This window comes from Leptothrix sp. (in: b-proteobacteria) (assembly GCF_965250675.1).
GTDB lineage: Bacteria > Pseudomonadota > Gammaproteobacteria > Burkholderiales > Burkholderiaceae_C > Sphaerotilus.
In genome coordinates this window covers 70,618-92,974 of record NZ_CBDFPH010000012.1, presented here as the reverse complement: position 1 = coordinate 92,974, position 22,357 = coordinate 70,618, and the positions used below count along the sequence as shown (strand labels likewise).

The window sequence follows — 22,357 nt, the reverse complement described above, 5'->3', positions numbered from 1 at the left end:
TCGACGGGTCCGTGCTCAGGCTCCCTCGGGGGCCTGAGCCTGCATCAGCCGCTGCCGCACCATCACGATGTGGCTGCGCAGCGAGTACAGCTCGTCGGCGTGCGACAGCGGCACGGGCAGTTTCTCGACCCGGGTGTCGATCTCGTCCAGCTCGGTCAGCAGCGCTTCGCGCTGGGTGGCGTCGGCACCGAGCTGGTCTTCGATCTCGCGCAGGCGGCCGTACCAGCGGAAGATGCGGCTGCGGATGCGGAAGGTGTAGAGCGGCGGCACCACGCGGGTGAGCGGAATCAGCACCGCCACGATCGACACCAGCACCACCCACATGCGGTCGATCAGGTTGGCCAGCCAGAACGGCAGGTAGCGCTGCAGCAGCGGCGCGCCGCTGGCGTAGAAGCGCTGGGCCTCGCCGGCGAGCGCAAATTCACCCGCCTCGGCACGCGGAAACTCGCCCTTGCGCTGAAACCAGTTGGCCTCGCCGTGGATGCGTTTGGCCGCCTGCACCAGCAGCTGTTGCAGCGCCGGATGGGTTTCGTCGCGCACCACCAGCGTGGCATTGGCGGCCAGCAGGCGCACGTCCTGCGTGGGCAGGTTCTTGGCCAGATCGACCACGCCACGCGGCAGCCGCACCGGGCTGACCTGCGGCACGCGGCGCGAATAGGCCTCGGCCTGGGAAAAGTCGAGCAGGCCGATGCCGGGCGTGATCAGCAGCATGCGCACCAGCGGCGACTCGGGCGCCGACACCAGCGCCAGCGCGTCGATGCGGCCGGCCAGCAGCTCGACCACGGCGGGGGTGGGTTCGAGCCGGCCGAGCTTCATCTTGGCCATGTCCAGGCCGTTGGCGTCGAGCAGGCGCCGCATCAGGTTGGAGACGCCGCTGCCTTCGTGGCCGATGTTGAGGCGCCAGCCGGCCAGCTGCGCCAGGCTGTCGAGCCGCTCCTGCTTGAGCCGCTGTTGCGCCGCCGGCAGGCGGTAGAAGACCCAGACCGGCTCGCGGAACAGGCTGCCCAGGCTCATCATCCCCTCGGGCGGCGGCTCGTCGATGGGCTTGAGCTCATCGGCGCCGCCTTGCACAAAGGCCGCATCGACCTCGCCGGCCTGCAGCAGCGCCAGGTTCTCCTGCGAGCCGCGCGTCTCGCGCAGCGTGACGGTGATGCCCTGCCGCGCCAGCGCCTGCGCATAGCGCTGGCCGAACTCGGCGTAGGCGCCCGATTGCGGGCCGGTGGCCAGGCTCATGCGCTGCGGCGGCGTCGGGTTGAGCACCTTGTAGGCCAGCACGACCAGGCCGACGGCCAGCAGCAGCACCGGGCCGGCGGTGAGCAGCAGATCCCAGATCTGCAGCAGGGTGGTTTTGAGGCGTCGCATGCGGGTGGGTGGCGTGAGGCGGTTCAAGAGAGGTGGGTCAGCTTGGGTTTTGACGGCTGCGCCAGAACAGCTCGGCGCTGAAGATCAGGCAGGCCAGCCAGATGATGCAGAAGCCCACCGCGCGCTGGGCGCCGAAGGGCTCGCCCAGCACCCACACGCCCATCGTCAGCGCCAGCGTCGGGCCGATGTACTGCAGCATGCCCAGCAGCCCGAATGGAATGCGCTGCGCTGCCGCGCCGAAGAACAGCAGCGGAATGGCGGTGGCCGGCCCGGCCGCCAGCAGGAGCAGCTGCATGGGCAGATCGGTGTGGTTGAAGGTGGCCTGACCGTTGTGGAGCGCCCAGGCCAGGTAGGCCACGGCCAGCGGCGCGAGCACCAGGCTCTCGACCGTCAGGCCTTCCAGCGCACCCAGCGGCGCGGTCTTGCGCAGCAGGCCGTAGGTGGCAAAGGTGCCGGCCAGACTGAGCGCAATCCACGGCACATGGCCCTGGTGCCAGGTCAGCCAGCCGACGCCAAAAGCGGCAATCACCACCGCCAGCATCTGCGGCCGGCGCAGCCGCTCGCGCAGCACGAAACTGCCCACCAGCACGTTGATGAGCGGGTTGATGAAGTAGCCCAGGCTGGTCTCGACCACCCGGTTCTGCCCGACCGCCCAGATGAAGATGAACCAGTTGACGCCCAGGATCAGCGCGCTGGCGCTGAAGGTGGCCCAGACCCTGGGCTGGCGCAGCGCGGGCCCGACCCAGTCCCAGCGTCGCGTGACGGCCAGCAGCCCGAGCAGGAACACCAGCGACCAGACCACCCGGTGTGACAGGATTTCCAGCGGCGTGACCTGGTGCAGCAGCGCGAAGTACAGCGGCAGCACGCCCCAGATCGTGTAGGCGGTGGCGGCGTAGCCGATGCCGCGGCGCATCAGCGGGGCAGCGCGGTGTCCGCGCGGGCGTTTTGCAGGATCGGGGGGTGCAGAAGATTCAAGATCGGTTCCGGCCAAGGTGGGCGGCGAGCATACCCGGCGGCGTTGCCGTCCGTGACCGGCAGGACTTGAAGCGGGCGCCTTCCGGCCCCAGATCAGGGCTGTTGTTTTTCGCGGTGAGTGCCATGCCCATGTCCCGATCATCTTCCTTGTTGCGCGCGGTGAGCCGCGCTGTGCTGCTCGCGCTCGGCCTGACGGTGGCCGGTGGTGCGGCCCTGGCGCGTGACGCCCAGCCGCGCAGCGTCAACCCGCGTGGCGCGCTGCTGTCCGACGAGCAGGCAGTGGTCAAGCTGTTCGAGGACACCGCGCCGTCGGTCGCCTACATCACCACCGAGACGGTGCAGCGCAACGCGCTGGGCGGCGCGGCGGTCAGCCAGGGGGCGGGCAGTGGCTTCGTGTGGGACACCGCCGGCCACGTCGTCACCAACTTCCACGTCGTGCAGGGCGCGCGCCGTGTCTTCGTGCAACTGGACGCCGGCAAGCCCATTGAGGCCGAAACGGTGGGCGGTGCGCCCGAGTACGACCTGGCCGTGATCCGCCTCAAGACCGTGCCGGCCGGCCTGCGTCCGGTGCCGCTGGGCAGCAGCCGCGACCTGCGCATCGGCCAGAGCGTCTACGCCATCGGCAACCCATTCGGCCTCCAGCGCACGCTGACCAAGGGGCTGGTGAGCGCGCTCGACCGCGAGTTGCCCACCGCCAACTACCGCGAGGTCATCGGCGTGATCCAGACCGACGCGGCCATCAACCCCGGCAACTCGGGCGGCCCGCTGCTCGACAGCGCCGGGCGGCTGATCGGTGTCAACAGCGCCATCCGCTCGGCCAGCGGCAGCAGTTCCGGCATCGGCTTCGCGATTCCGGCCGATCTGGTCAACCGCGTGGTTCCGTCGCTCATCAGCAAGGGCCGCGCGCCGCTGCCCGGCATCGGCGTGACGCCGGTGCGGCCGGACCTGGTGGCGCGCGCCGGCATCAGCGGCGTGGTGCTGGCCGAGGTCGGCCGTGGCACCCCGGCAGCAGCGGCTGGCCTGGTGCCGCTCAACCGCAAGACCGGCGATGTGGGCGACGTGATCGTGGCGGTCAATGGCCGCTCGACCGAGAGCCTGTCATCGTTCGTGGCCGAGCTGGAGCGGGCCGGTGTCGACAACGATGTCGAGCTGACCGTGCGCCGCAAGGAGCGCGACCGCAAGGTCAAGGTGCGGGTGATCGATTTGAGGGAGTGAGGGGGATTTGCATTCACCCCCCATGCCGCCGCCTGTAGACGGCCACATAAGAGCAACTCGCCTCCACCTGCAGCCCTTCGGCCTGCGCCCAGGCCAGCGCCTCGCGCACCAGCGCGGCGGCGATGCCACGGCCTTCCAGCTGGCGTGGCACGCCGGTGTGGTTGAAGTCGACGGTGTCGCCGTCGCGGCGGTAGCTGGCGACGCAGAGCAGGCCGTCGACGGTGGTCTCGAATCGGTGTGCGGCGGCGTTGTGCACGATCGCCGGTCCCAGCTGGACCTGCGCACCGGAGGCGATGGCCTGCAGGCAGCTCACGCACAGGCAGTCGCTGTAGGCCGCGCGCAGGGCGGCGCGGTGGGCGTCAGTCAGTTCAAGGTTGCAGCAGGCGCAGGGCTGGGCGTCGTTGGTGCCGCAGTGGAAGGCGCCGCCGCAGCGTGGGCAGCGGTCAGACAGGGTCGGGATGGTGCTCATGGCGAGGTTCCTGCAAAGGTGCCGGCCCAGTGGCGCACGGCCGTGTCCAGCCCCAGCCAGCGCAGCGCCACACGACGCAGCAGCTCGGTGTCGCCGCTGGTCCAGAACTGCGGGGTGGGTGCCGGGTCGGGGATGCGTGCGCCGGGGCGGATCTGCGCGCAGAGCTGCTCGGCGCGGCGGGCGATGGCTTCGGCGGTGTCGACCAGTTGCACGTCTGCGCCCATCTGCGCCTGGATGTGGTGGGCCGCAAACGGGTAGTGGGTGCAGCCGAGCACGACGGTGTCCACGCCGTGCTCGCGCAGCGGCTGGCAGCAGGCGGCAATGCGCTCGACCACGGCCGGCGCATCGGCGTCGCCCGCTTCCAGCGCGGCGGCCAGGCCGGGGCAGGGCTGCAACACCAGTTCGATGTGCGCGGCGTGGGCGGCCGCCAGCAGGCGGAACTTGTCGCTGCGCAGCGTGCCTTCGGTGGCCAGCACGCCGACGCGGCCGTTGCGCGTCAGCGCCGCTGCGGGCTTGATGCCCGGCTCCACGCCGACGATGGGCCAGTCGGGCCAGTGCGCCCGCACCGTCTGCGCGGCGGCAGCGGTGGCGGTGTTGCAGGCCATCACGAGCACGTCGCAGCCCTGTTCGCGCAGGAAGCCCGCCACCGCCAGCGAGCGCTGCACGACGAAATCGGTGCTGCGCTCGCCATAGGGCGCGTGGCCGGAATCGGCGACGTAGACGTATTCCGCCTGCGGCAGCCGCGCCCGCAGTGAGCGCAGCACCGACAGGCCGCCGACGCCGGAATCGAACACGCCCAGGCGTGGCGCGGCGGCGGGAGGGGCGGTGGGGTGATCAGACATTTGCACCAGTCTAGCAACGCGTTGCACAGAAGACGCTGGACAAGACGCCGCAGATTCAGACAAAATAGAACGATCGTGCTTTTTATGGCGCGTCAGGCTGGTGCATAGATCTGCCACGAAGATGTGCAGCCCATGCCGCCCAAAAGGTGCGCCCTAAAATCAGTCGTTGTACGTTTCATTCAACTACCTCACCGCTTCCCCGCAGGAGAACATCGCATGAAGGCACTGGTGCCCGTCAAACGGGTCGTCGATTACAACGTCAAGGTTCGGGTCAAGAGTGACGGCACGGGCGTGGACATCGCCAACGTCAAGATGAGCATGAACCCCTTCGACGAGATCGCGATCGAAGAAGCGGTGCGACTGAAGGAAAAGGGCGTCATCACCGAGGTGATCGCCGTTTCCTGCGGCGTGACCCAGTGCCAGGAAACCCTGCGCACCGCGATGGCCATCGGCGCCGACCGCGCCATCCTGGTCGAGACCGACGCCGAACTGCAGCCGCTGGCCATCGCCAAGCTGCTCAAGGCCCTGGTCGACAAGGAACAGCCCGGCCTGGTGATCCTGGGCAAGCAAGCCATTGACGGCGACAACAACCAGACCGGCCAGATGCTGGCCGCGCTGACCGACCTGCCGCAGGCGACGTTTGCCAGCAAGGTCGAAGTTGTCGACGGACGTGCTGTCGTGACGCGTGAAGTCGACGGCGGCCTGGAGACGCTCAGCTTGAGCCTGCCGGCCATCATCACCACCGACCTGCGCCTGAACGAGCCGCGCTACGTCACGCTGCCCAACATCATGAAGGCCAAGAAGAAGCCGCTCGAGGTCATCAAGCCCGACGCGCTGGGTGTGGACGTGACGCCGCGCCTCAAGACCCTGAAGGTCTCTGAGCCGCCCAAGCGCGGCGCCGGCATCAAGGTGGCCGACGTGGCCGCGCTGGTCGACAAACTCAAGAACGAAGCGAAGGTGATCTGATGGCCTGCCTGGTTATTGCCGAACACGACAACGCCCACCTCAAGGGCGCCACCCTCAACACCGTCACCGCTGCCGCCCAACTGGGCGAAGTGCACGTGCTGGTCGCCGGCCACCACGCCGCCGCCGTGGCGCAGGCCGCCAGCCAGATTGCCGGCGTCACCAAGGTCATTCACGCCGACGGCGCCAGCCTCGAATCGGGTCTGGCCGAGAACGTCACCGCGCAGGTCGTGGCCTTGGCCGCCGGCTACAGCCACATCCTCTTCCCCGCGACCGCCAGCGGCAAGAACATCGCCCCGCGCGTGGCCGCCAAGCTCGACGTCGCGCAGATCAGCGACATCAGCAAGGTCATCAGCGCCGACACCTACGAGCGCCCGATCTACGCCGGCAACGCCGTGGCCACGGTGCAGAGCAGCGACAAGACCCAGGTGCTGACCGTGCGCACCACCGGCTTTGACGCCGCAGCGCAAGGCGGCAGCGCCGCGATCGAAACCATCGCCGCGGCAGCCGATTCGGGCCAGAGCAGTTTCGTCGGCCGCGAGGTCACCAAGAGCGACCGGCCCGAGCTGACCGCCGCCAAGATCATCGTCAGCGGTGGCCGGGCCCTGGGCAGCAGCGACAAGTTCAATGAAGTGCTGACGCCGCTGGCCGACAAGCTCGGCGCGGCGCTCGGCGCCAGCCGTGCGGCAGTGGACGCCGGCTACGCGCCCAACGACTGGCAGGTCGGCCAGACCGGCAAGATCGTGGCGCCGTCCCTGTACATCGCTGCCGGCATCAGCGGCGCGATCCAGCACCTGGCCGGCATGAAGGATTCCAAGGTGATCGTGGCGATCAACAAGGACCCGGAGGCGCCGATCTTCAGCGTGGCGGACTACGGCCTGGAGGCCGATCTGTTCACGGCGGTGCCTGAGCTGGTCAAGGCGCTGTAAGCCGGCCGGCCTGACCTGCTGACCCCGACGCTCTGACGCGACAAGGCACCCAACCGCGGTTGAGGTGCCTTTTTTACGCCCTGAATTCAAACGACTGGAGACTTCCCATGACCTACCGCGCCCCGCTGAACGACCTGCTGTTCGGCATCAAGGAACTCGCCGGCATCGACGCCCTGACCGCCTTGCCCGGCTATGAAGACGCCGGCTACGACACGGCTGCCGCCGTGCTGGAAGAGTGCGCCAAGTTCAACGAAGGCGTGGTCGCGCCGCTCAACTGGGAGGGCGATCAGAAGCCCAGCTTCTTCAAGAACGGCGAGGTCACCACCACGCCGGGCTTCAAGGAAGCGTTCAAGCAGTTCGGCGAAGGCGGCTGGCAGGGCCTGCAGCATCCGGCAGACTTCGGCGGCCAGGGCCTGCCCAAGACCATCGGTGCGGCCTGCATCGAGATGATCAACAGCGCCAACCTGAGCTTCGCGCTCTGCCCGCTGCTGACCGACGGCGCCATCGAGGCGCTGCTGACGGCCGGCACCGACGAGCAGAAGGCGCTGTACCTGCCGCCGATGATCGAAGGCCGCTGGACCGGCACCATGAACCTGACCGAGCCGCAGGCCGGCTCCGACCTGGCGGCGGTGCGCTCCAAGGCCGAGCCGCAGGCCGACGGCAGCTACAAGGTCTTCGGCACCAAGATCTACATCACCTACGGTGAGCACGACATGGCCGAGAACATCGTCCATCTGGTGCTGGCGCGGGTGGTCGGCGCGCCCGAGGGCGTCAAGGGCATCAGCCTATTCATCGTGCCCAAGTTCATGGTGAATGCCGACGGCAGCCTGGGTGCGCGCAACGACGTGCACTGCGTGTCCATCGAGCACAAGCTCGGCATCAAGGCCAGCCCGACGGCTGTTCTTCAATATGGCGACAACGGCGGTGCGGTCGGTTACCTGGTCGGCCAGGAAAACCGCGGTCTGGAATACATGTTCATCATGATGAACGCCGCCCGCTTCGCCGTGGGTGTGCAGGGCATCGCGGTGGCCGAGCGTGCGTACCAGAAGGCGGTGCAGTACGCCCGCGACCGCGTGCAGAGCCGCCCGGTCGACGGCTCGCTGCCGGCAGCCGGCGCCATCATTCATCACCCCGACGTGCGCCGCATGCTCATGACCATGCGCGCCTACACCGAAGGCTGCCGCGCGCTGGCGCTGGTGTCGGCTGCCGCCTACGACACGGCGCATGCGCATCCGGACGCCGACACGCGCAAGGCCAGCATGGCCTTCTATGAATTCATGGTGCCGCTCATCAAGGGCTACAGCACCGAGATGAGCCTGGAAGTCACCTCGCTGGGCGTGCAGGTGCACGGCGGCATGGGCTTCATCGAGGAAACCGGTGCGGCGCAGTACTACCGCGACGCCAAGATCCTGACCATCTACGAAGGCACCACCGCCATCCAGGCCAACGACCTGGTCGGCCGCAAGACCGCGCGCGACGGCGGTGCCGTGGCCCGCGCCATTGCCGCGCAGATCGAACTGACCGAGATCGCGCTGGACGCCCGCGACGGCGCCGCCAAGACCTACGCCCAGCGCCTGAAGGCTGCGCGGCTGGCTTTCCTGGACGTGGTCGATTTTGTGGCTGCCCACACCCGCTCCAACCCGAACGCGGTGTTTGCCGGCTCGGTGCCCTACCTGATGCTCGCCGGCAACCTGATGGCCGGCTGGCAGATGGGCCGCGCGCTGATCGCCGCCGAAGACGGCCTCAACGAGGGCGACAACGCCGCCTTCATGCAGGCCAAGATCGCCACCGCCCGCTTCTACGGCGACCACCTGCTGACCAAGGCGCCCGGCCTGCGCGACAGCATCGTGCAGGGCGGCGAGTCGGCTTGCGCGATGGCGCTGGAGGCTTTCTGATGGCCCGCCAACTTCCGGGCGCTTTGGCGCATTTGCCGCTGCCCATCATCGGCTCGCCGCTGTTCATCATCAGCAACCCCAAGCTAGTGATCGCGCAGTGCATTGCCGGCGTGGTCGGCTCGATGCCCGCGCTCAACGCCCGCCCGGCCGAGCTGCTCGACGACTGGCTGGCCGAGATCACCGAGACCCTGGCCGCCTACAACGCGGCCCACCCGGACGCGCCCGCTGCGCCGTTCGCCATCAACCAGATCGTGCACAAGAGCAACGACCGGCTGGAGCACGACCTGCAGGTCTGCGCCAAGTACAAGGTGCCGATCATCATCACCAGCCTGGGCGCGCGCGCCGACCTCAACCAGGCGGTGCACAGCTGGGGCGGCGTGGTGCTGCACGACATCATCAACAACGCCTTCGCGCACAAGGCCATCGAGAAGGGCGCGGACGGCCTGATCGCCGTGGCTGCCGGCGCCGGCGGCCATGCCGGCGTCAAGAGCCCGTTCGCGCTGATGCAGGAAATCCGCCAGTGGTTCGACGGCCCGGTGGCGCTGTCGGGCTCCATCGCCAGCGGCGGCGCGGTGCTGGCCGCGCAGGCCATGGGCGCGGATTTCGCCTACATCGGCTCGGCCTTCATCGCCACCGAAGAGGCCCGCGCCAGCGATGCCTACAAGCAGGCGATCGTCGACGGCAACAGCGACGACATCGTCTACAGCAACCTCTTCACCGGCGTGCACGGCAACTACCTCAAGCCGAGCATCCGCGCCGCGGGCCTCGACCCCGACAAGCTGCCCGAGAGCGACCCGAGCGCGATGAACTTCGGCGGCGCCTCGGCCAAGGCCTGGAAAGACATCTGGGGCTGCGGCCAGGGCATCGGCGCCATCGACGCCGTGGTGCCGGCGGGCGAGCTGGTGGCGAAGTTGAAGCGCGAGTATGCGGAGGCCAAGGCGCGGGTTTGCGGGTGAACGCAGGCTGGGCTCAGCCCTCCGCCTCCACCACCATCTGGACCCGCTGCCGCCCCTGGTAGCTGTCCAGGTTCAGCCGGTAGGCCAGCCGCGTGTGCGCCGGCAGTGAGGCGGTCTGGTTGAACCAGATCGCGTCGCGCAGCTGGCCGTTCAGGCGCAGGCTGAGCTTGAGGTGCTTCTCACCGACCAGGCGCTGGCTGATGACGTCGACCTCGTCGGTGAACAGCGGCGCCTCGAAGGCCTGGCCCCAGACCTCGCGGTCGAGCATCTCGACGATCTTGGCGTCAAAGCACTCGGGCGGCAGCGGGCCATCGGTGGCCAGCCGGCGTTGCAGCGCAGCGGCGTCGAGCCATTCGGTGGCGACCTGCTGGAAGGCGGTCTCGAAGGTTTCGAGGTCTTCTTCTGCCAGCGTGCAGCCGGCGGCCATGGCGTGGCCGCCGAATTTCTTGAGCACGCCGGGGTGGCGCTTGACGACCAGATCGAGCGCGTCGCGCAAATGAAAGCCGGGAATCGAGCGGCCTGAACCCTTGAGCAGCCCGTCCTGACCCAGCGCCAGCACGAAGGTCGGGCGGTGCAGGCGGTCTTTCAGGCGGCCGGCAACGATGCCGACCACGCCTTCGTGGAACTCCGGGTCGAACAGCACCACGGCGGGCGGCGGGTCGCCTTCAGGCATGACGAGGTCCAGCAGCGCCTCGGCCTGTTCCTTCATGCCGGCCTCGACCTCGCGGCGGGTGCGGTTGATGGCGTCGAGCTGCTGCGCCAACTCGGCCGCGTAGCCGGCGTCGTCGGTCAGCAGGCAGGCGATCCCCAAGCTCATGTCGGCCAGCCGGCCGGCGGCGTTCAGGCGCGGCCCGAGCGCAAAGCCGAAGTCGAAGGCGCTGGCCTTGCTGGCGTCACGCCCGGCTGCGGCAAACAGCGCGGCCACGCCCGCGTGCATTTGCCCGGCGCGGATGCGCTTCAAGCCCTGCGCGACCAAGCGGCGGTTGTTGGCGTCGAGCTTGACCACATCGGCGACGGTGCCGAGCGCGACCAGATCCAGCAATACATCCAACCTGGGTTGATTGGCCGGCGTGTAGACGCCGCGCTGGCGCAACTCGGCGCGCAGCGCGAGCAGCACGTAGAACATCACGCCGACACCGGCCAGCGCCTTGCTCTCGAACGGGCAGCCGGGCTGGTTGGGGTTGACGATGGCGTCGGCGGTAGGCAATTGCACCGCGCCGCTGGCGTCGACGCCGGGCAGGTGATGGTCCGTGACCAGGACTTTGATGCCCAGCGATTGCGCGTGTGCCACGCCGGCCAGGCTGGCGATGCCGTTGTCGACCGTGACCAACAGCGTGGGCCGGTGCGGCAGGCACAGGTCGACGATGGTGGGCGTGAGGCCGTAGCCGTGCACGGCGCGGTCGGGCACGACGTGGCTGAGGCGGTCGCGCTCGAAGCCCAGCAGCGCCAGGCCGCGCAGCGCGACGGCGCAGGCGGTGGCGCCGTCGCAGTCGTAATCGGCCACCACCACGACGCGCCCGCCCGCCTGCAGCGTGTCGGCCAGCAGGCGGGCGGCGGTGTCGGTGCCTTTCAACTGGTGGGGCGGGATGAGCTTGGCCAGGCCGTCGTCCATGTCGGCGGCGTTGCGGATGCCGCGCGCGGCAAACAGCCGTGCCAGCAGCGGGTGCACGCCGGCCTGTTCCAGTGCCCAGACGGCGCGCGGCGGCACGTCGCGGATGTCGATGTGAGGGGAGGTCATAGCGCGTGCAGGGTGGTGGCGATGTCGGCGCGGCTCTGGCGCAGGCCGAGTTTTTCGAGCAGGCTGAGCGGGCGCGGGGCCCAGCTGCTCGCCTGGCTTTCGCCACAGAGCGTCAGGCGCACCGGCTGGCCCGCGCGTGAGGCTTGCAGCAGCGCCTGCACCGGCCCGGCGTCCAGCGCCTGCCAGCCGTCGCACCAGGCCTGCCAGTCGCCGGCCAGCAGCGGCGCGGCCAGGCGGGTGTCGATCTGCAGGTCCGCGGGCAGGACCGATGCGGCCGGCGCGATGCCCGTGCCGCTGAGCCAGAAGGAGTTGACCGGCAGCGCGCCGCGCGCCTCGCGCTCGGCGCTGAGCGGGTGCTCATGCAGCGTCATCTGCAGCTCGACCTGCAGGCGGCGCACGATGCGGGCGTCCGGGTCGCGCGGTAGCCACAGGTCGATGTTGCGGCCGATGACGCGCTCCAGCGACGCGCTGCGGATGCGGCCCATCAGCGGCGCCGTCACGTACCAGCGCGTCGGCGCGCCGTAGTGCAGCGTCCAGCCGGCCTCATTCACCAGCGACTGCAGCATCGCCAGCAGCACGCGCGACTCAGGCTCGGTCAGCGCCAGCAAGGCCGGGTCGAGCAGGCTGATCTTGTCGGAGCCGACGCTCCAGTGCACCGGCGTGATCAGGCCGACCGCGCGGCCGGCGGGCAGCGCCAGGCCGTCTTGCGCCGCCCGCCACGCAGCCCACGGCAGCTGGCCGTCTGCGGCGGCGGGCCAGCCCGCTGCTTGCAGGATGGCGCGTTCGTGCGGCGGGTTGAGGCTGTATTCATCGAGCGGGGCATCGATATCAGGCGCAGCCTGCAGGCGGCCCAGCAGTGCGCTCAGGTGGGGCAGGTTCTGTTTCTGCAGCAGGGCGATGGCGGCGTCTGCCGCCTCGCCCAGGGCGCTGGCGTGCGGAATGAGGAGGTGCATGGGCCGCGATTATGGGCAGGCCCCGCCGCCGCGCTGACGCAGGTGGATTCATTGCGCAGAAGTGCACGCGCTGGCGGGGACTGTTGGCGGCTTTGTCCTGAACAATGATGAGTATGCTTTTGGTGCTGCGCTGCAAAAAATCGGTGGCCGGCGTTCGTTGGACAGGGAATGAAATTCATGATGATGAACATAAGAATCAGAGCCCGATTGCTCATCGCTTTCGCCACCATGGCGGCTGTCGTGTTCGGTGTGGTGGTCTTCGCCATCCATTCATTGGGGCGCGCCGATGAGCGGTTCAGGGATTACCTTTCAGGCATTGCCCAGATGGAGCAGCTGGCGTCCGAGGTCCAGAACGCGGCTGGGCGGCGTGCGATTGCTGCGCGGAATTTGGTGCTGATCCGGTCTGCGGCAGAGCGTGAGCATGAACTGGCCGACGTCCGCCAGGCCCACGCCGACATGGGCCGGGTGCTGGGGCAGCTCAAGCAACTGCTGATGTCCGACACCACTCAGGATGCCCAGGCGCGTGAGTTGCTCGTGCGCATCGATGCCATCGAGGCCCGCTACGGGCCGCTGGCGCTGAACATCGTGGAGATGGCGACCCAGGGCGACCGAGAGGCGGCCGTCCAGAAGATGAACGACGAATGCCGGCCCCTGCTGGCCGCGCTCGTCCAGGCCACCGATGCGTTTGTCAAGCATGACAAGGAGATCGGACATGTGCGCATCGCGCAGGCGTCTGCCGATTACACGGCAGATCGCCACATCCTGATGCTGGTGAGCGGCCTGGCGATCCTGTTTGCGCTGGGGCTGGGCTGGGTGATCAGCCAGTCGCTGACGCGGCCTCTGGCGAACGCGGTGGAAGTGGCCGAAGCGGTGGCCGCCGGCCACCTGGACACGCCGATCCACACCACGCGGCGCGACGAGATCGGCCAGCTCATGACGTCGCTGCAGGGCATGAGCGCGGGGTTGTCGACCCTGGTGTCCAAGGTGCGCGAGTCGGCCCAGGGCATTGCCGTGGCGTCGGATCAGATCGCCACCGGCAACCAGGATCTGAGCGTGCGCACCGAGGAACAGGCCAGCGGGCTGGAGCAGACCGCCGCGTCGATGGAAGAGCTCAGCGCCACCGTGCGCCACAACGCCGCGAGCGCCCAGGAGGCCAACCGCCTGGCGCAAAGTGCCAGCGCCGTGGCCGCGCAAGGCGGGGTGGCGGTGGGCCAGGTCGTGCAGACCATGCGCGGCATCCAGGACAGCAGCCACAAGATTGCCGAGATCATCGGCGTGATCGACGGCATTGCCTTCCAGACCAACATCCTGGCGCTGAACGCCGCCGTGGAAGCTGCCCGTGCCGGTGAGCAAGGCCGCGGCTTTGCGGTGGTGGCGGGCGAGGTGCGCCAACTGGCGCAGCGCAGCGCCGAGGCGGCGCGTGAAATCAAGGCGCTGATTTCCGCCAGCACCGAACAGGTCGAGCAAGGCACGGCGCTGGTCGATCAGGCCGGCCAGACCATGGACAGCGTGGTGGCGGGCATCCGCCGCGTCACCGACATCGTGTCCGAGATCAGCGCGGCCAGCCAGGAACAGAGCGAGAACATCGGCCACGTCAGCACGGCGGTGTCGCACATGGACCAGGCCACCCAGCAGAACGCCGCGCTGGTCGAGCAGGCGACCGCCGCGGCCGAAAGCCTGCGCGGCCAGGCCGCGCAACTGGTGCAGGCGGTGGCGGTGTTCCGGCTGGCCTGACGTGGCCGGGGCCGGCAGGCCCCTCGGTTAGCATGCCGCTCCTATGTCCTCACTGAATTGGCCTTTCGAGCTGCGCATTGGCTGGCGCTACACCCGAGCCGGGCGCAGCGGGCGGCGCAACGGTTTCATCTCCTTCATTTCTGGCGTGTCGATGCTGGGCATCGCGCTCGGTGTGGCGGCGCTCATCATCGTGCTGAGCGTGATGAACGGCTTCCAGAAAGAGGTGCGCGACCGCATGCTGAGCGTGATCGCGCACGTCGAGGTCTTCGGCAACGGCGGCGACGCGCTGGGCGACTGGCGTCAGCTGGCCGCTGCCACGCTGCGCAACCCGCAGGTGGCCGCTGCCGCGCCGTTCGTGACCGCGCAGGCGTTGATCGCGCGCGGCGACGACATGCGCGGCGTGATGGTGCGCGGCATCGACCCGGCCGAGGAAGCCGGCGTGACGCCGCTGGGCGCGCAACTCACCAGCGGCCCCGACGCCGTGCTGTCGCGCCTGACGCCCGGCAGCTGGGGCGTGGTGCTGGGCGCGCAACTCGCCAGCAGTCTGGGCGTGCGGGTGGGCGACAGCATCACGCTGGTCACGCCCAGTGGGCAGACCACGCCGGCCGGCATCGTGCCGCGCCTGAAACAGGTCACGGTGGTGGGCACCTTCAACGCCGGCCACTACGAATACGACAGCGGCATGGCGCTGATGCACATCGACGACGCCGCGCGGCTGTTCCGCACCGGCGGCCCGCAGGGCGTGCAGCTGCGGCTGAAGGATTTCCACCAGGCGCGCGAGGTGTCGGCCGAACTGTCGACCCAGCTGGGGCAGGGCGTGGTCGTGCGCGACTGGACCCGCACCAACGCCACCTGGTTCGACGCGGTGCAGATCGAGAAACGCATGATGGGCCTGATCCTGACGCTGATCGTCGCGGTCGCGGCCTTCAACCTGGTCAGCACGCTGGTGATGACCGTGACCGACAAGCGCGCCGACATCGCCATCCTGCGCACGCTGGGCGCCAGCCCGCGCTCGGTCATGGCGATCTTCATGGTGCAGGGCGCCGCCTCGGGCGTGATCGGCACCTTCAGCGGCCTGGCGCTGGGGCTGCTGGTGTCGTTCAACATCGACGTGATCGTGCCGGCCATCGAGCGGGCGTTCAACACCACCTTCCTCCCCAGCAACGTCTACCTGATCAGCCGCATGCCGAGCGATCCGCAAAGCAGCGACATCATGCCGATCGTCATCACCTCGCTGGTGCTGGCTTTCCTGGCCACGCTGTATCCGAGCTGGCGCGCCAGCCGCGTCAACCCGGCCGAGGCGCTGCGCTATGAGTGACACCACGACAAACCCGGTGCTGCGCGCCACCGCGCTGGTGCGGCGCTACCACGAGGGCGGCGCAGGCGGCCCGGACGTGACCGTGCTGCGCGGCGTCGACCTGGACATCCGCCGGGGCGAGGTCGTGGCGGTGGTCGGCTCGTCCGGCTCGGGCAAAAGCACGCTGCTGCACCTGCTGGGCGGGCTGGATGCGCCCAGCAGTGGCTCGGTCGAGCTGATGGGCCGGCGCCTGGCCAGCTTCAGCGCGGCTGAACTGGGCCGCTGGCGCAACCAGCACCTGGGCTTCATCTACCAGTTCCACCACCTGCTGCCTGAGTTCACGGCGCTGGACAACGTCGCCATGCCGCTGCTGATCCGGCGCGAGCCGCAGGCGGCAGCGCGTGCGGCGGCGCTGGAGTTGCTGACGGCGGTGGGCCTGAAGGACCGCGTGCAGCATCGCCCGTCCGAGTTGTCTGGCGGCGAGCGCCAGCGCGTGGCCATCGCCCGCGCGCTGGTCGCCCGCCCGGCCTGCGTGCTGGCCGACGAGCCGACCGGCAACCTCGACCGCGAAACCGCCAGCACGGTGTTCGACCTGCTGGTCGGCCTGGCCCGCCAGCGCGGCACCGCCTTCGTGCTGGTCACGCACGACCCGCTGCTGGCCGCGCGCTGCGACCGCACGCTGCGGCTCGATCGCGGCGCCATCGTCTGATCGCGTTTTCCTAGGGTTCACCCTGATGGATGAGGGGGAACCTTTTTCTTTAAACTAATCATCAGCATACACATCATATGTATTCATACGAACTGATCTGGCTGCGCTCCTGTCACTGACCTTCCGAACCCGACCCGCCGAGGTATTGAATGAACACATCGACTTCCCCGCAGACCGTGCTTGTGGCCGGTGGTGGCATCGGCGGTCTGGCTGCCGCGCTGGCGCTGACGCGTCGCGGCCTGGCCGTCAAGGTGCTGGAGCAGGCGCCGCAGCTGGGCGAGATCGGCGCGGGCATCCAGCTTGGGCCCAATGCCTTCAATGCGTTCGACGCGCTGGGCGTCGGCCCGCAGGCGCGCGCCAAGGCGGTCTACACCGACTTCATGGTGATGCACGACGCGCTTGATGAATACCAGGTCGGCAAGATCCCGACCGGCGAGGCCTTCCTGGCCCGCTTCGGCAACCCCTACGCCGTGATCCACCGCGCTGACGTGCACGGCACGCTGCTGCAGGCGGCGCAGGCGTCCGACCGCATCGAGGTCTGCACCGCCACCGCGGTGCAGCGCGTCGAGCAGGACGCGCAGGGCGTGACGGTCTTCGACCAGCACGGCACCGCGCACCGCGGCGTGGCGCTGATCGGCGCCGACGGCGTCAAGTCGGCTGTGCGCCGGCAGTTCGTGGGCGATGAGGCCCGCGTTTCTGGCCATGTGGTCTACCGCGCCGTGGTCGACAAGGCCGATTTCCCCGAAGACCTGCGCTGGAACGCCGCCAGCATCTGGGTCGGCCCGAACTGCCACCTGGTGCACTACCCGCTGCGCGGCGGCGAGCAGTACAACGTCGTCGTCACCTTCCACAGCCGCGACAAGGAAGAGTGGAGCGTGCGCGAGGGCAGCAAGGAAGAAGTGCAGAGCTACTTCCAGGGCATCAGCCCGCGGGCGCGTCAGCTGATCGACCTGCCCAAGGACTGGAAGCGTTGGGCCACCGCCGACCGCGAGCCGATCGACCAATGGACGTTCGGCAACGTTACGCTGCTGGGCGATTCGGCCCACGCCACGCTGCAGTACCTGGCGCAGGGCGCGTGCATGGCGCTGGAAGACGCGGTGACGCTGGGCGAGGCGCTGCGGGTACACGACAACGACTTCGCCAAGGCCTTTGAGCTGTACCAGCGCTCGCGCATCGCCCGCACCGCGCGCATCGTGCTGTCGGCGCGCGAGATGGGCCGCATCTTCCACGCCAAGGGCGTCGAGCGCCTGGTGCGCAACGACCTGTGGCGCGGCCGCACGCCGGAGCGTTTCTATGACGCGATGGAATGGCTCTACGGCTGGACCGCCGCGAAGTGCCTGGCGGCCTGACCGCCCCTGACCGCGATTCACCGAACACTGAATGAGGCCTTCCCATGAATGACGACGCCCCCCTCGGCACGCTGGCCGACCTGCCCGCCGATTACGTGCAAGCCCTGCGCGACCAGAACCTGGTGCCGCTGTGGCCCAGCCTGCGCGGCGTGCTGCCGCCCAAGCTGCCGACGCGCCAGACCCGGCCGACGCACTGGGCCTATGCCGACATCAAGCCGCTGCTGCTGCGCGCCGGCGAGCTGACGCCGATCGAGAAGGCCGAACGCCGCGTGCTGGTGCTGGCGAATCCCGGCCACACGCTGGAGAAGATGCAGGCCAGCGCGGCGATCTACCTCGGCATGCAGCTGCTGCTGCCGGGCGAGTGGGCGCCGTCGCACCGCCACACGCCCAACGCAGTGCGCATGGTGGTCGAGGGCGAGGGCGCCTGGACCAACGTCGATGGCGAGCGCTGCCCCATGTCGCGCGGCGACCTGATCCTGACGCCCACCGGCCTGTGGCACGAGCACGGCCACGACGGCACTGAGCCGGTCATATGGCTCGACGTGCTCGACCTGCCGCTGATGTTCTACATGGAAGCGAGCTACCACTTGAACGGCGGCCGGCAGGACGTCAAGCCTGGCCGGGGCGACCAGTCGTATCAACGCGCCGGCCTGGTGCCCACGCCGATCTTCGGCCGTGCATTGGAGGGCAGGGGCAAGCGCTACCCGATGCTGCGCTACCCCTGGGTCGACGCCCGCGCCGCGCTGCTGTCGCTGGCGGCTGACCAGCCCGGTCTGGACGCGGTGCAGATTACCTACATCAACCCTGAGACCGGTGAGGATGCCGAGAACGTGCTCGGCTTCTACGCCCTGATGCTGCGCCCGGGCCAGACGCTGGCGCTGCCGGCGCGCTCGCCGGCGTCGGTGTTCCACGTCATCGAGGGCGCGGCCCGCGCCACGATCGACGACACGCGCTTCGACCTGGCGGGCGCCGACACCTGCTGCGCCCCCGGCTACACACCCATCACGCTGAGCAATGGCTCAGCCACCGAGCCTGCCTTCCTGTTCATCGCCGACGAGAGCCCGCTGCACCGCAAGCTGGGCGTCTACGAAGTGCGTTGAACGAGCCGCCGACCCCATTCATTGACTCAAGAGAACTCACCCATGACCACCTACCTCTGGAACCCGCCCGCCGTTCAGTCCCTGCCCGTGCGCGGCCAGGAAGAGCGCCTGCCCATCAACCGCCTGTTCTTCGTGGGCCGCAACTACCACGCGCATGCGGTCGAGATGGGCAAGCCGGTCGACAAGTCGGTCGAGCGGCCGTTCTACTTCACCAAGGCGCCGCAGACGCTGGTCGAGTCGGGCGCCACCACGGCCTACCCGCCCGAGACCCAGAACTACCACTTCGAGATGGAGCTGGTCGTCGCCATCGGCAAGGCGGGTTTCCGCGTCAAGGCCGAAGATGCGCATGAGGTCATCTACGGCTACGCCACCGGCCTGGACATGACGCGCCGCGACCTGCAGCTGGTCGCCCGCGACAAGGGCCGGCCGTGGACGCTGGGCAAGGACGTCGAGCAGTCGTCGGTCTGCAGCGAAGTGGTGCCGATGCCGGGCGTGGTGATCGAGCAGGGCGAGATCGCACTGGCCGTCAACGGCGTCACCAAGCAGCACTCCGACGTCAACAAGCTGATCTGGAACATCCGCGAAATCATTGCCGACCTGAGCCTGTTCTATCACCTGCAACCCGGCGACCTGATCTACACCGGCACGCCTGAAGGTGTGGGCGCTGTGCTGCCGGGCGACCGCATCACCGGCCATGTGGCCGGTGTGGGCGAGATCGCACTCAACGTTGGCGCGGCCGAATAAGCCATGAGCACCTCGCACGATGCCGCGCTCGACGCGCGGCGCATGCGGACCGTGGTGTGGGTGATCTCGCTCGCCACGGTCGGCCTGATCTTCGATGGCTACGACCTGGTGGTCTACGGCGCGGTGGTCTCGACCTTCCTGCGTGACCCCTCGCAGATCGGCACCGTGACGCCGGCCATCGCCGGCCTGCTGGGCAGCTACGCGCTGGTTGGCGTGCTGGTGGGGGCGCTGCTGGCCGGCACGGTGGGCGACCTCCTTGGCCGCCGCAAGGTGATGCTGTTTTCCTACGCCTGGTTCTCGGTCGGCATGGCGCTGACCGCGCTGACCACCACGGTGGCGATGTTCGGCTGGATGCGCTTCTTCACCGGCCTGGGCATCGGCTCGCTGGTGGCCACCACTGCGGCGCTGGTGGCCGAATACGCACCCAAGGGCAAGAAGAACCTCTGCAACGCCATCAGCAACGGCGGCATCCCGCTCGGCAGTCTGCTGTCGGCGCTGGTCGCCATTCTGTTCATGCAGGACATCGGCTGGCGCGGCATGTTCTGGATCGGCGCGCTGCCGCTGGTCACGCTGCTGCCGCTGGCGTATTTCAGGATGCCCGAGTCGGTGGCCTGGCTGGCCGCACGCGGGCGGATGGACGAGGCCCGCGCGCTGTCCGAGCGCACCGGCGTACCGTTGCCGGCGGTTGCGCCAGCCATGTCTGCCGCGTCGGCGCGTCCGGTCCGGGCTCCTGTGGCCGACGCGGGTGGCAAGGCCGGTTTTGCCGGGCTGTTCGGCTCGCTCTATCTGCTGCCGACGATCGTGCTCGGCCTGATGAGCGCCACCGGCCTGATGCTGGTGTATTCGCTCAACACCTGGCTGCCCGAGCTGATGCTGCGCGCCGGCTTCAACGCGAAGGGCTCGCTGTCCTTCCTGCTGGTGCTCAACGGCGGCTCGCTGCTGGGGGCGCTGGCGGCGTCGCGGGCGGCGGACCGCTTCGGCCCCAAGCCGGTGGTGGCCACCTGCTTCGCGATCGGCGCGGCGGCGCTGGTGCTGCTGACGATGGGCTTCCCGCTCGCCGCACTGCTGGCGATCGTCGCGGTGGTCGGCCTGGGCACCAGCGGCACGCAAACGTTGATCTACGGCTTCGTCGCCAACTACTACCGCACCAACGTGCGCGCGGCCGGCGTGGCCTGGTGCGCCGGCTTCGGGCGCCTGGGCGGCATCGGCGGGCCGATGCTGGGCAGTGTGCTGATCGGCGCCAACTTCGCGCTCGACTCGATCTTCTACGTGCTGGCGGGCATCGGCGTCGTCGGCATCCTGCTGACGCTGCTGGTGCCGATGACCCGTGCCAGCGCCGAATTGCGCGCCATGGGGCAAAGTCCCCAGCCGGATCTGGTTCCGGTGGCCCCGGTGGCGCCGTCCCATTGATACCTAGACGACAGAGGTCCATCTTTGAAGCTCTACACCTTCTTCCGCAGCGGCACCTCGCACCGGCTGCGCATCGCGCTCAACCTCAAGGGGCTGGCGCCCGAGCACATGGCCATCGATCTGCGCACCGAGCAGCACCTGGGCGCCGCCTTCAAGGCCATCAACCCGCAGGGCTTCGTGCCGGTGATCGAGACCGACGAGGGCGCGCTGCTGACCCAGTCGCCTGCCCTGATCGAGTGGCTGGAAGAGCGCTACCCCACGCCCGCGCTGCTGCCGGCCCTACCGGAAGACCGGGCGCGGGTGCGGGCGCTGGCGGCGATCGTCGGCTGCGACATCCACCCGATCAACAACCGCCGCATCCTGGAGGCGCTGCGCAAGACCTTCGGCGCCGATGAAGCCGCGATCAACGCCTGGTGCGCCACCTGGATCGGCGACGGCTTCGACGCCATCGAAGCCCTGCTGGCCGCCGATACGAAACGTGGCGCGTTCTGCTTCGGCGATGCGCCCACGCTGGCCGACGTCTACCTGATCCCGCAGGTGGAAAGCGCCCGCCGTTTCAAGGTCGACCTGACGCGCTGGCCGCGCATCGCTGCCATCGACGCGACCTGTGCTCAACTGGATGCCTTCAAGCGTGCAGCACCGGCGCTGCAGCCGGACGCGGGCTGAGCATGGCACCTCGGGCCATCCGGCCCGTCCCCTGTTTCTTCAACCACAAGAATTTTTCCCCGGAGACAACACGATGAACCGCAAGACCTTTCTCGCCACGCTGCTGCTTGGCACCACCCTCGCCCCGCTGGCCGTGCAGGCCCAGACCGATTTCCCGAACAAGCCGGTGACGCTGATCACCGCCTTCGCCCCCGGCAGCGGCCCGGACGCGACGCTGCGCGTGGTGGCCGAGAAGCTCGGCAAGTTGTGGAACCAGCGCGTGATGGTCGAGAACAAGCCCGGCGGCGGCGGCTTCATCGCCATGGATTCGGCCAAGCGTGCCGCACCCGATGGCTACACCCTGCTGCAACTCGACAGCGACCACCTCGGCGCCGTGCCCCACCTCTACAAGCAGCGCGGCGCGGACACGGTCAAGCAGTTCGAGCCGGTGGCCTCGATCTTCCGCACCACCTTCCTGTTTGCCGTGGCGACCAACTCGCCGTTCAAGACTGTGGCCGACATCGTCAACGCCGCCAAGGCTGCGCCGGGCAAGGTCACCTACGGCTCGTGGGGCGTGGGCAGCCCGGGCCACCTGGGCGCCGAATTGCTGGAGTTGCGCACCGGCATCCAGATGCAGCACATCCCCTACCGCGAGGTCAGCCAGCTGTTCACCTCGGTCGCGGCGAGTGATGTGCAGTGGAGCCTGGGCACGCTGCCGTCCAGCGCGGGCGTCTACAAGGCGGGCAAGCTGCGCTACATCGCCGTCGCCTCGGGCAAGCGTCTGTCGCAACTGCCTGACGTGCCGACGGTGGCCGAAGCCGGCGGCCCCAAGGACATGGATGTCAACGCCTTCGTCGTGCTGATGGCCCCCAAGGGCCTGCCGACCGCCGTGCGCGACAAGATCAACGCCGACATGCTCAAGGTGGTGGCCGACCCCGAGGTCAAGGCCCGCTTCGACACCTTCGCGTTCGAGCCGATCGGTTGGTCGCCGGCCGACATCACGCGCGGCGCGGAAGAAAAATACAAGCTCTACGAGCAGTTGGTGAAGAAGGCCAACATCAGCCTGGATTGA

The 22,357-nt window shown here is 68.9% G+C and carries 20 protein-coding genes; 14 read left to right on the top strand and 6 right to left on the bottom strand.

The annotated features are described in order from the left end of the window. Window positions 1–15: 15 nt before the first annotated feature. Window positions 16–1,362, bottom strand: coding sequence for a TAXI family TRAP transporter solute-binding subunit (locus AC5IG3_RS17970; RefSeq protein WP_491907668.1), 1,347 nt, complete (start codon window positions 1,360–1,362; stop codon window positions 16–18). A 37-nt stretch (window positions 1,363–1,399) separates the two neighbouring features. Continuing rightward, window positions 1,400–2,275, bottom strand: a complete 876-nt coding sequence (rarD, locus tag AC5IG3_RS17965; protein ID WP_491907667.1) for an EamA family transporter RarD — start codon at window positions 2,273–2,275, stop codon at window positions 1,400–1,402. Between the two features lie 191 nt (window positions 2,276–2,466). Between rarD and AC5IG3_RS17960 the strand changes: the two genes are divergently transcribed. Beyond that, complete coding sequence (locus tag AC5IG3_RS17960) at window positions 2,467–3,552, top strand: S1C family serine protease (RefSeq protein ID WP_491907666.1); 1,086 nt, start codon at window positions 2,467–2,469, stop codon at window positions 3,550–3,552. Window positions 3,553–3,565: 13 nt separating this feature from the next. On the opposite strand, the gene AC5IG3_RS17955 is transcribed toward AC5IG3_RS17960, so the two are convergent. Together AC5IG3_RS17955 and murI are read right to left on the bottom strand one after the other, a co-directional pair. Next, complete coding sequence (locus AC5IG3_RS17955; RefSeq protein WP_491907665.1) at window positions 3,566–4,021, bottom strand: cysteine-rich CWC family protein; 456 nt, start codon at window positions 4,019–4,021, stop codon at window positions 3,566–3,568. After that, window positions 4,018–4,863, bottom strand: a complete 846-nt coding sequence (murI, locus tag AC5IG3_RS17950) for a glutamate racemase (RefSeq protein ID WP_491907664.1) — start codon at window positions 4,861–4,863, stop codon at window positions 4,018–4,020. The genes AC5IG3_RS17955 and murI overlap by 4 nt, the downstream gene beginning before the upstream one ends. Before the next feature lie 216 nt (window positions 4,864–5,079). Between murI and AC5IG3_RS17945 the strand changes: the two genes are divergently transcribed. The 4 genes from AC5IG3_RS17945 (at window position 5,080) to AC5IG3_RS17930 (ending at window position 9,606) form a co-directional block, all read left to right on the top strand. Beyond that, the gene (locus tag AC5IG3_RS17945; RefSeq protein WP_491907663.1) at window positions 5,080–5,829 is read left to right on the top strand and encodes an electron transfer flavoprotein subunit beta/FixA family protein; all 750 of its coding nucleotides are present in this window, start codon (window positions 5,080–5,082) and stop codon (window positions 5,827–5,829) included. After that, a complete protein-coding gene (locus tag AC5IG3_RS17940) occupies window positions 5,829–6,755 on the top strand; it encodes an electron transfer flavoprotein subunit alpha/FixB family protein (protein ID WP_491907662.1) in 927 nt (308 codons plus the stop codon). The genes AC5IG3_RS17945 and AC5IG3_RS17940 overlap by 1 nt, the downstream gene beginning before the upstream one ends. Window positions 6,756–6,862: 107 nt before the next feature. Continuing rightward, window positions 6,863–8,650 (top strand): acyl-CoA dehydrogenase, encoded by a 1,788-nt coding sequence (locus tag AC5IG3_RS17935; RefSeq protein WP_491907661.1) that lies wholly within the window; start codon window positions 6,863–6,865, stop codon window positions 8,648–8,650. Then, the gene (locus AC5IG3_RS17930; protein ID WP_491907660.1) at window positions 8,650–9,606 is read left to right on the top strand and encodes an NAD(P)H-dependent flavin oxidoreductase; all 957 of its coding nucleotides are present in this window, start codon (window positions 8,650–8,652) and stop codon (window positions 9,604–9,606) included. Before AC5IG3_RS17935 ends, AC5IG3_RS17930 begins: the two co-directional genes overlap by 1 nt. A gap of 13 nt (window positions 9,607–9,619) precedes the next feature. Here AC5IG3_RS17930 and recJ read toward each other — a convergent pair whose 3' ends face one another. Next, window positions 9,620–11,344, bottom strand: coding sequence for a single-stranded-DNA-specific exonuclease RecJ (gene recJ, locus AC5IG3_RS17925; protein WP_491907659.1), 1,725 nt, complete (start codon window positions 11,342–11,344; stop codon window positions 9,620–9,622). After that, on the bottom strand, window positions 11,341–12,297 hold the full coding sequence (locus tag AC5IG3_RS17920) for a hypothetical protein (protein WP_491907658.1): 957 nt from the start codon (window positions 12,295–12,297) through the stop codon (window positions 11,341–11,343). Before AC5IG3_RS17920 ends, recJ begins: the two co-directional genes overlap by 4 nt. Before the next feature lie 207 nt (window positions 12,298–12,504). On the opposite strand from AC5IG3_RS17920, the gene AC5IG3_RS17915 reads away from it, so the two are divergent. From AC5IG3_RS17915 to AC5IG3_RS17875, 9 genes are all read left to right on the top strand, one after another. Beyond that, a complete protein-coding gene (locus AC5IG3_RS17915) occupies window positions 12,505–14,031 on the top strand; it encodes a methyl-accepting chemotaxis protein (protein WP_491907657.1) in 1,527 nt (508 codons plus the stop codon). A 52-nt stretch (window positions 14,032–14,083) separates the two neighbouring features. After that, on the top strand, window positions 14,084–15,349 hold the full coding sequence (locus tag AC5IG3_RS17910; RefSeq protein WP_491907750.1) for a lipoprotein-releasing ABC transporter permease subunit: 1,266 nt from the start codon (window positions 14,084–14,086) through the stop codon (window positions 15,347–15,349). Further along, window positions 15,342–16,037, top strand: a complete 696-nt coding sequence (gene lolD, locus AC5IG3_RS17905; RefSeq protein WP_491907656.1) for a lipoprotein-releasing ABC transporter ATP-binding protein LolD — start codon at window positions 15,342–15,344, stop codon at window positions 16,035–16,037. The genes AC5IG3_RS17910 and lolD overlap by 8 nt, the downstream gene beginning before the upstream one ends. 149 nt (window positions 16,038–16,186) lie before the next feature. Continuing rightward, window positions 16,187–17,386 carry a 3-hydroxybenzoate 6-monooxygenase gene (locus AC5IG3_RS17900; RefSeq protein ID WP_491907655.1) on the top strand — a complete coding sequence of 400 codons (1,200 nt, stop codon included), beginning with the start codon at window positions 16,187–16,189 and terminating at the stop codon, window positions 17,384–17,386. Between the two features lie 44 nt (window positions 17,387–17,430). Continuing rightward, window positions 17,431–18,486, top strand: a complete 1,056-nt coding sequence (locus AC5IG3_RS17895; RefSeq protein ID WP_491907654.1) for a cupin domain-containing protein — start codon at window positions 17,431–17,433, stop codon at window positions 18,484–18,486. Window positions 18,487–18,528: 42 nt separating this feature from the next. After that, the gene (locus AC5IG3_RS17890; RefSeq protein ID WP_491907653.1) at window positions 18,529–19,230 is read left to right on the top strand and encodes a fumarylacetoacetate hydrolase family protein; all 702 of its coding nucleotides are present in this window, start codon (window positions 18,529–18,531) and stop codon (window positions 19,228–19,230) included. Window positions 19,231–19,233: 3 nt separating this feature from the next. Further along, a complete protein-coding gene (locus AC5IG3_RS17885; RefSeq protein ID WP_491907652.1) occupies window positions 19,234–20,640 on the top strand; it encodes an MFS transporter in 1,407 nt (468 codons plus the stop codon). A gap of 24 nt (window positions 20,641–20,664) precedes the next feature. Then, the gene (gene maiA, locus AC5IG3_RS17880; protein ID WP_491907651.1) at window positions 20,665–21,306 is read left to right on the top strand and encodes a maleylacetoacetate isomerase; all 642 of its coding nucleotides are present in this window, start codon (window positions 20,665–20,667) and stop codon (window positions 21,304–21,306) included. Between the two features lie 73 nt (window positions 21,307–21,379). After that, window positions 21,380–22,357 (top strand): Bug family tripartite tricarboxylate transporter substrate binding protein, encoded by a 978-nt coding sequence (locus tag AC5IG3_RS17875; protein WP_491907650.1) that lies wholly within the window; start codon window positions 21,380–21,382, stop codon window positions 22,355–22,357.